Here is a 14224-nt window from a genome sequence, read left to right as displayed (position 1 = left end):
GGGATAATGGTTGATAAGTCCGGAACGAACGTCGATAACACTTTAACTAAAGAATAAACCGAGAGAGCCTATAAGATTATGATTAACCTAGCCAGTGCTGCTCAACTGAACACCTACTTAAACTCACAACAACCTTCCAAAAACTTTACCTAAAGTAAAAACACCGTTATCTATCCCAACGGTGTTCCACTCTAATCATGCTGTTCACATTACCCTTGCTGTAAAACGTTCCGCTCCTCCTCAGTAAAGACTCTCGACCTTGTCAAAAATCGTTTTCCCTCTGGACCTTCAAGGGAAAACATTCCCCCTCGACCATCCACCACATCAATAATTAATTGGGTATGCTTCCAATATTCATATTGGTCTTTTGAAATATAAAAAGCGGCATCGCCAATTTCCCCTAAAAGGATATCCGACTCTCCGACACGGAATTCTCCTTTGGGATAGCACATGGGAGAACTTCCGTCACAGCAACCACCTGATTGATGAAACATCAACTCTCCGTGAAGTTGCTTCAGTTTATCAATAAGTTCTAGTGCATCATCCGTAGCCGTTACACGATCAACCATCATAATACCTCCTTTTTCTACCAATATATGCAAAAGAGGAGCTAGACTTTCATCTAGCCCCCCCATACTCCTACTAAAACAACCCAGCTGGTCCTTCACTGTAGCTTACAAGTAGATTTTTCGTTTGTTGGTAGTGGTCTAGCATCATTTGGTGGTTCTCTCTTCCAATTCCTGATTTCTTGTATCCACCAAATGCTGCATGTGCTGGATATTGATGATAACAATTCGTCCATACACGCCCCGCTTCAATGTCACGACCAAAACGGTATGCTGTATTTATATTTCGAGACCAAACTCCTGCACCTAATCCATAAAGTGTATCGTTAGCAATTTCTAGTGCTTCTGCATTGTCTTTAAATGTGGTAACTGAAAGTACGGGCCCAAAGATTTCCTCTTGGAAAATACGCATGTTGTTACTTCCTTTGAAAACAGTTGGTTCTACATAGTAACCATTTTCTAATTCACCTTCTAATTTATTCACATTCCCACCAGCAAGTACTTGAGCGCCTTCCTGTTTGCCAATATCTAAATAAGATGTGATTTTTTCCATTTGCTCTAAGGAAGCTTGTGCGCCCATCATTGTTTCCGTGTCGAGTGGGTGACCGATTTTTATTTGCTTCACACGTTCAAGTGCACGCTCCATGAATTTATCATAGATAGATTCGTGGACAAGCGCACGAGATGGACATGTACAGACCTCTCCTTGGTTTAACGCAAACATAACCAAGCCTTCAATCGCTTTATCTAAAAACCCATCATCCTCATCCATGACATCTTCAAAGAATATGTTTGGCGATTTTCCACCGAGCTCTAATGTTACTGGAATAATATTTTCAGAAGCATATTGCATGATTAAACGCCCAGTTGTCGTTTCCCCAGTAAAAGCTATTTTGGAAATTCTACTATTAGAAGCTAGTGGTTTTCCTGCTTCTACTCCAAATCCATTTACAATATTCACCACACCTGCTGGTAATAAGTCATGAATTAATTCCATCAATACATGGATGGAAGCCGGCGTTTGTTCTGCTGGTTTTAGTACAACACAATTTCCTGCTGCTAAGGCTGGTGCTAACTTCCATGTCGCCATTAACAATGGAAAGTTCCATGGGATAATTTGTCCTACCACACCTAGTGGCTCATGGAAATGATAGGCAACTGTATCATTATCAATTTGACTAATTCCACCTTCTTGTGCCCGAATAGCTCCAGCAAAATAACGGAAATGATCAATCGCAAGGGGCAAGTCAGCTGCTAATGTTTCGCGTACTGCCTTTCCATTATCCCAAGTTTCAGCAACTGCCAGCATTTCTAAATTATCTTCCATTCGATCAGCGATTTTATTTAATATATTTGCCCGTTCGGTAACTGATGTACTTCCCCAGGAGTCTTTTGCAGCATGGGCTGCATCAAGAGCTTCCTCCACATCTTCCTTTGTTGATCGTGCTACTTCACAGAAAACCTCCCCTGTTACGGGACTTACATTTTTAAAATAGTTTCCATTCACTGGCGGTTGATATTCTCCACCTATAAAATTGTCGTAACGTTCTTTGAAGTTTACGAGTGATCCTTCTGTATTGGGATTTGCATATCTCATCCAACGTCCTCCTCCTATTTGAAACCCTTTTCATTTTTGATGTGAATTTACTAGATAAAAGCATATCTACTAGAACATATTCAACTAGGACAACATATATTCCATTATTAGGAAAAAAATAAACACAACCCCGGCGCTTTGTCAGGATTGTGTTTATAGAGTTCATTTCATTTAAAGATCTATCTCGTATTAATCGTTACTTAATTTCCGGAAGTACACGTACTTCCTGGGTCATCGAAGATTTGCATAACGGGCATTTTGGTTCATCATTAAAACTCCATGATTCGCGCATCCAGCCATTACACTCTTCACTCGTACAAGTCCAAATCGTTGTTTCGACTTCTTGCACTGGTTCTTTAGGTCCACGTGAAAAAGACATGACAGCATCCCCTTTCATCGTTCTAATTTTATTATACTCTTTTTTTTGGTATAATAAAAGGAATGGCATCATTATTTCTTTGCCGCTTTCCACTCAAGAAATTCCAAATATTTACGAAAGTCTTCTAACTCGCCATTTATTGTCCCTTCTTGTATCGCATTTCTTAAATAAAATACAATTTCATCACTTAGATCTTCTCGTAAATTTTTCTCCATAACGACCATTTCATCACCTAATAGAAACTCTAACGAACAATCAAGTGCTTTGGCTATACTTGTAAGAACCTGTAACGATGGATTTGTACGAAGATCCCTCTCTAAATAGCTTAAATATGACTTGGATACTCCCGACATCTCGGCCAATATTGTTAATGAATAACCACGATCAAGTCTTTTCTTTTTTATTCGCTCTCCAATCATTGTTCCTTATCTCCTTTAACTTAAATAGACGTATCTCTTTATATTGTACATTATAAAGAACAATATGAACTTTATAAAGATCGGAGTTAGGTAGAAAAACGCCGTATTTGAAAGCATAAGCACGTAATTGGTTCTTAATAGCGAATTTTTGGCGTAATTCATCATTTTAGACATTAGGAATTGGTACATTGTAGCATGTTTTGGATAGAATAAAGTAATGCTTTTCAACTGTTCGATATGAATGACGGGTGAAGTATCCTTCTTTTTGTCTCTCATCTCTATTATGAAAGACTAGATGACACTTCCTCCCATTCATTCAGTCTCTCATTTCCACTATGAAGGACTGAGAGACGGTTCCCTCCTTTTTTTCGGTCTCTTATCTATGTTATGGACTGACCTAGTGAGGATTCTTTATCTTCCGCCGATCTTATGTGGCCTACCTTAATTCGTGAAGAAGTTCTTCGCTAGTCTTTAAGCACTGCACAATGAAAGAACTCCACCTCCTGTTAGTTCATCGGCACTTGGATGTCCTGTCCGTCAAAACTAGACGTGTCATTTCTTATAAAATAAAAAAAGCCTCCTAGAGAGACTTTTTTTATTTATTGTATTACAAATCGCTCAATCGCCTTCGCAACTCCATCATTTTCATTGGTGTCTGTTACATGATTGGCAACGTTCTTGATTGCTTCTTGTGCATTTCCCATTGCAACGCCTACACCAGCTTCTTGAATCATTTTAATATCATTTAAGCTATCCCCAACAGCCATTACGTTATCCATTGTTATGTTAAGCTTTTGGCAAACCTTTCTCAGTGCACTCGCCTTACTTACACCCTTTGGATTCACTTCCACATTCATAGGCAAAGAATTTGTTAATTCAAGTCCCTCCATATAGGAGAGATCTTTTACTAGTTGATCCAATTTATCTTTATCATGAGAATCACAACCGAATTTTAACCATTTTTGTTGTTTAAAATCGGCTGGACAATTCCCACGATAGATGTTTTCCGTTGAGATCATCCATGGATCCAGACCGAGTTCTTCTCCCATGTACCACATTTTCTCCATTGCAGAAGCATCCAATAAATGCTGTTCCAATAACTCTTTTTCCATCGTCCAAATCTCTCCACCGTTACAGGTAACGAGATAGGATGATAGGCTTAAATCTTCTGCATAGGGATAACAGGTCTTAAACGATCGTCCTGTACTAAGCACAACGTGGACACCCTTTTCTAACGCTTGAGCAATTACTTGCTTTGTATAATTAGAAACCTCTTCCTGACGATTCAATAATGTCCCGTCCATATCTAACGCTATCAATTTAACTTCTGCCATCTAAATCCTCCTTTTTTACGTTGCTTGTTCCACTTCCTCTTCCTGTTTTGTACCTCTATCGAATAGTTTCGTTGTCCCATAAGGAATGAGTAATAGAAAAAGTAAAACAAAGAACAGTAATTGAATATTAAATAAATCAACAATTAATCCTCCAAATACCGGCCCTGCCATTCTACCAGCTGCTGCTACACTGTTCACAAATCCTTGATAGAAACCAGCTCTTCCCTTTGGTGCCAATTCATTTGCTAATGTCGGGATTGCCGGCCATACGAGAATTTCACCAACCGTTAAAATAGCCATGGCTACCGCAAACATCACAAACTGATCCGCAATCATTCCAATTACAAAAGATAGGATGAGAATGGTATTCCCAATGTAAATATGTGCCTTTGTGGAGGTTACTATTCCTGTAATCCATTTTACCAAAGGCTGCATTAGTACGATAAGAAAACCATTTATCGCCCATAACGTACTATATTGCTCAAGTGGAATGCCAATGTCCTGGGTATGAGATGCAATCGTTGACTGCCATTGACTGTACGCAACCCATGTTACAAAAAATCCTGTGCTTAAAATTAGGAGCGCTATAAAAGCAGACTTGTTCTGAATTTTTTTCCCTTGCTCGATAACTGACGTATGCATTTGTCGATCTCGTTCCTGATCCATTCCTTTAAATGTGAACATTACCATGAAAAAGAATGCCGCAAACAGCGACGCATTCGCCATAAAAATATAGTCAAAGGAAATACTCGCTACATACCCACCAATCGTGGCACCTAAGGCAACACCAAGGTTCTGTGCCACATAAATGGCATTAAATGCCCGCCTTCCTCCTTGTGGCCAGACGGACCCAGCCATCGCAAACATGACAGGTCCAGTAACACCAGATCCAAACCCAATTACCACAAGCAATATGGAGTAAGGTACGATCCCATGGAAAAAGGAAAGCGTAATTGCAGCTGAAAGCGACAAAAAGGTTCCAAACAAAATCGTTTTATAGGCACTGAACTTATCAAATAAAATACCACCAACTAAATTCCCTATTATCGCAGCACCTTGATTAAACATTAAAATGACCCCAGCAAAAGCAAGACTTTTGCCAAGCTCATTGTGCATGTAAATCGTATTAAGCGGCCATAAAAAAGAAGCCCCTGTCACATTGATTGCCATCGCAATAACTAACAACCAAATATATTTTGGCATCCTCATCATCTCTCATTCTATTTATCTCAACTCATTCTAATACATATCAAGGCAAATAAGCAATGAGAAAAACTGAAGAAAATTTATTTTAAATCTCCCACCTATTCCCTTTTGTTTTCTATGTTAGTAAGTTAGATGGTTAGATACTTTCATTAGCGTTTGCAGAGCACATGGTTTCTTTTTTGAAACACTCTCTATCCGTTTTCGGAGCGCATACTCACATTTGCCGATCACTCTCTACTTGATCAAGAGCACTCACTCAGGTTCTTCAATCACTCTCTATCAATGACAGATCGTTTCCCCCATCTTTTCCTATCACAAAAAAAGTCGCCCTATCTGCGACTTTTTCCTTCCACCACTCTATAAACATGAAATTGCAATTTTAACAGCCTTCTCTAAATCCTCATGTGAAAAGCTTGGCATATTCTTTTCGACCGCTAGTTCATGGGATGCCGGAATATGAATAAATCCTGATGGACGATCTAGGTTTTGTTGTTTAAAATGATGTAATCCATGGTACATGACGTTATTGCAAAGATATGCGCCAGCTGTGTTTGAAATTTTTGCTGGTATTTTCGATTCCTGTAATTTTGTAACCATTTCTTGGATTGGCAGTGTAGAAAAATAGCCATCTGGACCATCCGTGAAGATTTTCTCACCATTAGGTTTATGCCCGTTATTATCAACTGGACCATCATTACAGTTGATTGCAATGCGTTCTGGAGTAATACAGTTTCTTCCAGCAGCTAATCCAAGTGAAATGACAGCGTCTGGATTATGCTTTTCAATGAATTCCAGTAATTGCTTCCCTGTTTTATTGAAATCAACGGATAGTATTTCTCCAATAATTTCGTAATTATTTAGTGTTTTTCCATTTAATGATTGCGCGATTGCTGTTGTTGGGTTTATTGGGAATTCCAAGAATGGTTCAAATCCTGTAAGTAGTAATTTTTTCATGTTCGACACCTCTATATTAGTTTATATTTTTTCGGAAAAGCGCTAGATTACGAATTGACTTTTCCATTTTAATAGCTTGATTTTGTGCTTCTTCTATCGTCGTGCGGTAAAATTGGATCTGGCCACGTGGTACGAGCTGGGCTAATTTGGATAGATCACTGGAAATTACAGTACCTATCCGTGGATATCCTCCCGTAGTTTGCCGATCTGCCATTAAGATAATTGGCTGGCCATTTGGTGGAATTTGAATACCTCCGTATGGAATCGCATCGGACCATATATTTGCAGTATTTCCCCAATGTTCAATGTTCGTTTTTAATCGGTATCCCATTCGATTGGAATTTGCTTCAAGGGTATGGGTTACATTAAAAAATTGCTCTCGTTCTTCTGCGGTAAACATTTCCGTATGCGGACCTTCGATAACAGCAATTTCCACTTTCTTTTTGTAAACAGGAATCTCAGATATTTTCAGCCCAACGTTCGTTTTGTTTATTCTTGGAAATCCATTTATCCGGACTCCTTTCTCAACGGGAACACCAAAGCCACTTTTGACATCCGTAGATTTACTACCGAGAAAAGAAGGACAATCTATACCACCAGCTATGGCGATATAGGCAAACACGCCTTCCTGGTGGCGGCCAAAGGATAACCGGTCTCCTTTGTAAACCGTAAAGGATGTCCACATTGGCTTAGCCTCACCATTCACTTTTGGCTCTAGGTTAGCACCTGTAATAGCAATGGTCATCGAATGAAGCATCTCTATTTTCGGGCCAATCAACGCAACTTCTATACATGCTTCATAACGAGGGTTTCCAACCAATATATTCGCGACTTGAAGTGCAAATCGATCCATTGCACCAGACACAGGCACCCCAAATCGTTGATAGCCGGTACGTCCTTTGTCTTGAAAGGTAGACATTAAACCTGGCTTGATAATATGGAAAATTTCTTGGCTCAAAATGGCATCACCTTCTTTTTGGATAATGATGATTACTGTTCACCAATGGATTTTATTGCAATCCCTGCATCAACCAACGTATCTGTCAACAATTTCACAAACTCCGTAGCATGATTGCCATCACCATGAATACATACCGTATCTGCTTCGATGGCAATTTTCTCACCATTAACCGCTTCTACAACACCATGTTGAACCATATCTCTCACCTGTTTTACCGCTTCTGTGGCGTCCTCAATTAGAGCACCTTTTTCACTACGAGGGGTCAAGCTTCCATCTGGTTGATACGTTCGATCGGCAAATACTTCTGAAGCAATCTGTAAACCAATAGCTTGTCCAGCAGCAATTAATTCACTCCCTGCTAATCCAAATAATATGAGTTTAGGATTCAAATCATACACCGCTTTGGCAATAGCATTTGCTGCTTCCTGATTACGAGCAGCAAAATTATATAATGCCCCATGAGGTTTGACATGAGTCATAGATACATTATGTATCGTGCAAAAAGCTTGCAAACTACCGATTTGATAGACTACCATCTGGTAAATTTCTGTTGGCGAACATTCGATCATCCTTCTGCCAAAACCAGCTAAATCTGGAAACCCTGGATGAGCTCCTATGAAAACATTATATTGTTTTGCTAATTGGACAGTATGATTCATAACATGGGGATCTCCAGCATGTGCTCCACAGGCAATGTTAGCTGAAGAAATGTACTGCATCAATTTCTCATCAGAACCGAAAGAATACACACCAAAGCTTTCCCCCATGTCGCAATTCAGATCAATTCTATTTCCCATAAAATCCGCCTCCTAGTCTATACATCCATCTATTTGCAGTTGATATTCTCCACGTTTCACCAATAGCTCGATCCGTTGATACTCCTGTTCCGAGATAGAGTAAAAGCAAATCTGGTCTCCTGCTTCAAACTGAAATGGGTTCTGCTCATCATTTGGATTGAATAGTGTGATTGGCGTACGTCCGATGATGTTCCATCCTCCTGGAGATTCGATAGGATATATCCCAGTTTGTTCATGGGCAATGCCGACTGCACCAGCAAATGTAGAAGCTCTTGGTTCCTCGAGACGTGGCGTTGCAATTTTTTTATTTAATCCACCAAGGTACGGAAATCCCGGTAAAAAGCCAATCATGTAAACCAAGTAATTGGCTTCTTGATGAAGCTTAATTACTTCATTAGGTGAAAGATGATTATATGATGCCACCCGCTCCAAGTCTGGTCCAACATTCCCACCATACAATACCGGGACATGGAGTAGACGAGAAGTTATTTTTTGATCCTCGCCGGAATGGTGGGATGGCAGTGCGTTAATTGTATTAACTAATTCGGAATACAGTATTTTAGTAGGTTCGTAATAAATGGTTACCGATTTATATGCAGGAACCCATTCGACGACTCCATTAATAGCTGCAGCTTCTAATTCCCTGCAAAACCTTTGGATTTCTTGGTTTAAATCCGCTGTAACACTACCTGGGAATTCTATTTTGACAGCTTTATCACCATTGACTGTTATTTTCACAGGGAACCTCCTCTAGCTTGGATTGTTATAATCATTTTTAAATACAAAACAAACCACTACTACAACACATATCGATTTCTTCCTGCACCCATTCCAAACATCATTACCATGCCTGCTACGATCATCAACGTGATCAAAGGTACATTCCACACATGAGTTACATCATACAAATAACCAATAAACATGGGTCCAAATGCAGCTAGTGAATAGCCAAATGCTTGTGCCATCCCTGAAAGCTCTGCTGCTTGTTTCCCCGTTCTTGCTCGCATCGCTAAAAAGGAAAGGGCTAACGCAAAGCTTCCGCTTAGTGCAAACCCTATAAAAATAGTACTAACAACCATAATAAAGGTTGAGGATCCAAGCAAAAGTCCACCATACCCCGTAATTGCTAAGGTACCCATTACTAGAACAATACTTCGTTGCGATTGTAGCTTACCAGCAATGACCGGTACTAAAAAGCTTGCTGGAAGTCCGACAAATTGCGTAAACGATAACATCCAACCTGCCGTTTCCATTGTTACTCCATAGTCATGCAATATTTCTGGTAACCAGGAAATCGTTACATAAAATAAAAATGACTGCAATCCCATATATACTGCTACTTGCCAAGCGAGCGGTGAACGCCACATTCGATTTTCACTCGTTTGTACATAATTAACCGCAGTCTCTGAAGCTCCAGCCTTCCCTTTCATTGATAGATAAAACCAAATCAAAATTCCAACTATCGCAGGGATACTCCAAACAAGTAATGCAACTTGCCACCCCAAATCCATCCCTTTGGCTAAAGGCACACTCACACCTGAAGATCCAGCGGCAAAAATTCCCATCGCTGTTGAATAGACGCTTGTCATTAATCCTACTTTAGCTGGGAATTTTTCTTTAACAACACTGGGTAAAAGGACATTACAAATTGCGATACCTAATCCAACGAATAAAGTACCTGCAAAAATCAATAAGATTACAGATATGGAACGAACAAAAATTCCGATTGTTAAAAGCGCTAATCCAATCAATAATGCCCGCTCATTCGTTAACCGATTGCTAAGTCTTGGAGCAATCGGAGACATGATTGCAAATGCAATTAATGGCAAGCTTGTTAGTAGTCCTACACTCCAATTGGATAAGCCTATTTCATCCCGGATAATACCAATAAGTGGTCCAACCGAAGTAATTGCTGGCCTTAAATTGAATGCAACAATAATAATTCCAATTATGATGAAAAATCGATATAACTGATTTTCTTTTTCTATTGTTTGCTGTGTTTCCATGATGCTACTCCCTTCAAATACCTAATATCAACTATAGCATATTGCAGGAATAGAAGGAATAATGTGAACTTATCAGGAATTATTTCCGAGGAAATAATCGGATGTTGTCGAATGGAAGAAAGGGTTGGGGCGCATATTCATTAGGGGGGGAGCAAATGCACACGTTGTACCTCTAAAGAAATAAACCAACGACTACTTTGATGCTACAAGTTATCAAAACAAATAAAAAGAAAAATCCGAACGATCCAACTCTACTAAATTTGAATTGGTGTTCAGATTTCTCTCAGATTAAATGTTTCAGTTCCAAAATCACATCGTACCTTGCACTTCAACTGATTTCCCTTCATCCTTGCGCTGCTTTTGAATAAACCAAACAGCTAACATGATTACTATTCCGATCGTACTTGTAAGAATTTCAGGTAGGATCATTAAAATTCCACCTGCAAATAGTAAGATTCTTTCCCAACTCCTCGAATAGCGAATGAAGAAGCCGATAACCGAGCTACTGACTGCCATAATCCCTAATAGTGCAGTTGTGACAGAAATAATAAATGTAACCGGGGTTGCATCGACTAACACGAGAATTGGGTTGTAAATGAAAATGTACGGTACGATAAATGCTGCGATAGCAAGTTTTACCGCATTTACTCCAGATTTAAATGGATTCGCTCCAGCTATTCCAGCCCCAGCATATGCAGCCAAACAAACTGGAGGTGTTATATCAGCAACGATTCCAAAGTAGAATACAAACATATGTGCAGCAATTGGCGCCACACCAAACTCATTGATTAAAACGGGTGCAGCAATAGTTGCTGTAACAACATAGTTTGCTGTTGTTGGTAAACCCATTCCTAAAATAATACAAGCAATCATTGTAAATAGTAGGGCGAAAGGTAAAATCCCACCAGATAGTGCAATAATTCCGGCAGCAAATTTAGAACCTAATCCGGTAATACTAACCACACCAGCAATGATTCCCGCCGTTGCGCAGGCTGCAATTACAGGTAGCGCAACACGTGCACCTTGCTCAAATACGTCAATGATTTTTCTCCAGTTCATACGCGTTTCTTTACGAACAAAGCTCACGATAAACGCAGCTAATATCCCCATCAGAGCAGCTCGTTGTGGAGTATATCCTACCATAATTGTTCCAACAATAATAAATAACGGAAGAAGCATAAATCCATTTTTCACCATTAATTTTCGGAAGCTTGGAAGCTCTGATTTTGGCAATCCATAGATTTTAAGTTTTTTAGCTTCAAAATGCGTTCCGATAAAAATACCCGAAAAATATAAGATCGCTGGAACGACTGCAGCTAGCATAATGGTTCCATAATCTACGCCGAGATACTCCATCATGATGAAGGCTGCTGCTCCCATAAGTGGTGGCATGATTTGCCCACCAGTCGAAGCAGATGCTTCTGTAGCAGCTGCAAATTCCGGCTTAAAACCAGCTCGTTTCATCATGGGGATCGTGAATGAGCCTGATGCAACCGTATTTCCTACCGAGCTTCCAGATACCATCCCTTGTAAGGAACTTGCTGCAACAGCTGCCTTTGCCGTTCCACCAGTGTATCTCCCTGTAAGGGCAAACGCTAGATCGTTAAAAAACTGTCCAATTTTCGTATGTACGAGTATGACACCGAAGAACAGGAATAGGAAGATAAATTTAGCTGATATTTGGATAGGTGTTCCGAACACGCCACTTTCTGTATACCAGAGATTTGTAGAAATTCGATCCAAAGCAAAGCCTGGATGAGATAGAACCTGAGTCGGAATAAAGTTTCCAAATAACGTATATAAAATCATAATTCCTGCTACGACTATGATAGGGACACCAACAGTCCGCCGCGTAGCTTCCAATAATAGTAGAATACCAATAATTGAAAAAATAATGTCGGCAGTACTATATCCTTGGACACGTCCTAAAAGAATCGTATCGTAGAAAACAATTTTGTGATACGAGGCATACATTGCTGTAAACGCAAGAACCACATCATACCACGGAATAGATCTCTGTACTTTTTGCAATCCTTTTTTCGCTGGGAATAGTAAAAAGATAAGTCCCAAAGCAGTTCCTAGGTGAATGGCTCCTTGTTGTTGGGAAGGTAAGACACTTGAGGCCGCTGTATATAAATGGAATACTGTTAAAGACACACCTAGAAAGGTGATCACCCAGGCCCATTTTCCGATATTTACCCGGTAATTACTTTCCTTATCATATTTCTCTAATATTTCTTTTGTATTAACTTGTTCTACCTGTTGATTACTTTCTTTCATCTAACCACATCCCTTCTCTATTAGGTAGAAAGGAAGGGACCTCCAAGAAAAGATCCCTTCCCATATTCCATGCGGTAAGTTGATGTAAAGAAATTAGGCTTAAAAGGCTTATTATTTTAAATCATCAAAGCTTTCAATACCAAATTCTTCACGAGTTACGATTTGAACTACCTCTGGGTAAATATGTCCGATGAAAGCTGCGTTGGAAACCTCTGCTCCTTCAAAGTCACCAGATCCATTTACAGCATCAATGGCAGGGCCATGTACGGTCATACCTAAATCCATTTCACCATCACGGATGCTAGCTAAGTTTTCTAAAGATGCACCTGTTTCTGTACTTGTAACATTAAGCCCGTCAATGTTGTTATTCCAAACAGTTGCCATTTCTCCGCCTAGAGGATAGTACGTACCACCCGAACTTCCAGTACCTAGGACAAGTTCATTGCTTCCTTCAGAAGTAACTTCAGCAACTGGATTATCAAATTCTAATCCTTGCTCTTCATAATATTTTGCAGCACCTGGATGAATCGGTAAATCTTCTAGACCATTAAGTGCATTATCAAGCGTCATTTGCGCACCTTGCGCATGGCTGATTTCATCCGAATTTTCAACCATAGCTTTTGCTAACTCGTAACCTAGTTCCTCACTAATCGTATCCGTATTTCCCATTAAGATCGCATAAGCTGTAACCGTTGTTACATCTTCATCAAGGAAATCATACGAGTCAGCTGGAATAGTAAACTCTCGGTAATCACTATTCTCCTCAATATATTGAACCGCGTCATCAGAAAGTCCAAGCATCTTTACATCTCCTGCAGATGCATGCAGGTTCTCAATACTACCAGCTGGAAGGCCTAAAATACCAATGGAAATATCAATATTTCCATCCTGTACGCCATCTGCCGCATCACCAAAACCTTCCTGATATGCTTCATAATCACCATCTTCAATACCATAAGCCTCTAATATAACTTTAGAAACAGAATTGGTAGCACTTGCTGGAGGTCCAATTGCAATATTTTTTGTATCCCCGCCACAGGCTGCAAGCAGTAACACCATGGCAAATAGAATACCAACAAAGCCAAGTATTTTCTTTTTTCTCATATACATACCCCTTTTCAATATTATTTTCGCCCCCAAATGTCATCGCTTTCAGATTTCTAGTTGAAAAAAGTCCATGTATGTAATGAGCATATTTTGGGAAGCTTACTACAATTATACCGATTTCACCAAAAAATTCAACAGTTTATTTCATATTTTCTGATTATTTAAAAATAAAAACAGGCTCAACTTACTAGTAAAAAGCTAACTTATTTAAGTCTTTTCGCACAAAAATAACCTTGGTGCATGACCAAGGTCTTTAAAATAATATGTGAACAGATCTATTAATTAAACAAATACTTCTTTCCCGAATATTTCGGGAAGTTGTAGAAGTTCAAATACCTCAAATACATCCTCCCTTACATGTGAAATCGTAATCGTTATACTACTATCTTTCAATGTATTCACTAAGTTCATTAGCAACCCCATCCCAGTTGAATCTACGAATGGTACTTGCTCCAAACTTACCTCCACCACTTTTGCAGTAAGTAAACTCGGGATGAGTTTATCATTTATCAATTCAGTTCCTTCTATATCTAAATCACCATTTAATGTAACTTTTACAGTATACTCCTCTTTCGTAATTGTGTATTTAAGCATCTTTGTTCCCCAATTCATTTTTTA

The 14224-nt window shown here is 39.4% G+C and carries 14 protein-coding genes; all 14 read right to left on the bottom strand.

Annotated features, from left to right (window positions below):
- Positions 1–209: 209 nt before the first annotated feature.
- A complete protein-coding gene (locus tag BMX40_RS07375; protein WP_090868381.1) occupies positions 210–569 on the bottom strand; it encodes a DUF779 domain-containing protein in 360 nt (119 codons plus the stop codon).
- Between the two features lie 73 nt (positions 570–642).
- A complete protein-coding gene (adh, locus tag BMX40_RS07370) occupies positions 643–2163 on the bottom strand; it encodes an aldehyde dehydrogenase (protein WP_090868379.1) in 1521 nt (506 codons plus the stop codon).
- Between the two features lie 196 nt (positions 2164–2359).
- Positions 2360–2542, bottom strand: a complete 183-nt coding sequence (locus tag BMX40_RS07365; protein ID WP_090868570.1) for a cold-shock protein — start codon at positions 2540–2542, stop codon at positions 2360–2362.
- Positions 2543–2613: 71 nt separating this feature from the next.
- The gene (locus BMX40_RS07360; protein WP_090868377.1) at positions 2614–2961 is read right to left on the bottom strand and encodes a helix-turn-helix domain-containing protein; all 348 of its coding nucleotides are present in this window, start codon (positions 2959–2961) and stop codon (positions 2614–2616) included.
- 599 nt (positions 2962–3560) lie between these two features.
- Positions 3561–4295 carry a Cof-type HAD-IIB family hydrolase gene (locus BMX40_RS07355; RefSeq protein ID WP_090868375.1) on the bottom strand — a complete coding sequence of 245 codons (735 nt, stop codon included), beginning with the start codon at positions 4293–4295 and terminating at the stop codon, positions 3561–3563.
- A gap of 15 nt (positions 4296–4310) precedes the next feature.
- Positions 4311–5498, bottom strand: coding sequence for an MDR family MFS transporter (locus tag BMX40_RS07350; RefSeq protein ID WP_090868373.1), 1188 nt, complete (start codon positions 5496–5498; stop codon positions 4311–4313).
- Between the two features lie 360 nt (positions 5499–5858).
- Complete coding sequence (locus BMX40_RS07345) at positions 5859–6455, bottom strand: pyroglutamyl-peptidase I (RefSeq protein ID WP_090868371.1); 597 nt, start codon at positions 6453–6455, stop codon at positions 5859–5861.
- A 16-nt stretch (positions 6456–6471) separates the two neighbouring features.
- Positions 6472–7413, bottom strand: coding sequence for a 5-oxoprolinase subunit C family protein (locus BMX40_RS07340; RefSeq protein WP_090868369.1), 942 nt, complete (start codon positions 7411–7413; stop codon positions 6472–6474).
- A gap of 32 nt (positions 7414–7445) precedes the next feature.
- Positions 7446–8213 (bottom strand): LamB/YcsF family protein, encoded by a 768-nt coding sequence (locus tag BMX40_RS07335; RefSeq protein ID WP_090868367.1) that lies wholly within the window; start codon positions 8211–8213, stop codon positions 7446–7448.
- Positions 8214–8225: 12 nt separating this feature from the next.
- On the bottom strand, positions 8226–8951 hold the full coding sequence (pxpB, locus tag BMX40_RS07330; RefSeq protein WP_090868365.1) for a 5-oxoprolinase subunit PxpB: 726 nt from the start codon (positions 8949–8951) through the stop codon (positions 8226–8228).
- A 59-nt stretch (positions 8952–9010) separates the two neighbouring features.
- A complete protein-coding gene (locus BMX40_RS07325; protein ID WP_090868363.1) occupies positions 9011–10219 on the bottom strand; it encodes a CynX/NimT family MFS transporter in 1209 nt (402 codons plus the stop codon).
- Between the two features lie 309 nt (positions 10220–10528).
- Positions 10529–12499, bottom strand: coding sequence for a TRAP transporter permease (locus tag BMX40_RS07320; RefSeq protein WP_090868361.1), 1971 nt, complete (start codon positions 12497–12499; stop codon positions 10529–10531).
- Positions 12500–12610: 111 nt separating this feature from the next.
- Positions 12611–13603 carry a TAXI family TRAP transporter solute-binding subunit gene (locus BMX40_RS20860; RefSeq protein WP_090868359.1) on the bottom strand — a complete coding sequence of 331 codons (993 nt, stop codon included), beginning with the start codon at positions 13601–13603 and terminating at the stop codon, positions 12611–12613.
- Between the two features lie 285 nt (positions 13604–13888).
- Entirely contained in the window at positions 13889–14200 is a 312-nt protein-coding gene (locus BMX40_RS07310) for an STAS domain-containing protein (RefSeq protein ID WP_090868357.1), read from the bottom strand.
- Positions 14201–14224: the final 24 nt, after the last annotated feature.

It is taken from the genome of Oceanobacillus limi (genome assembly GCF_900111445.1).
Lineage (GTDB): Bacteria > Bacillota > Bacilli > Bacillales > Amphibacillaceae > Ornithinibacillus > Ornithinibacillus limi.
Note: the sequence above shows the minus strand (reverse complement) of the source record. Positions and strands in the feature narration are given on the sequence as shown.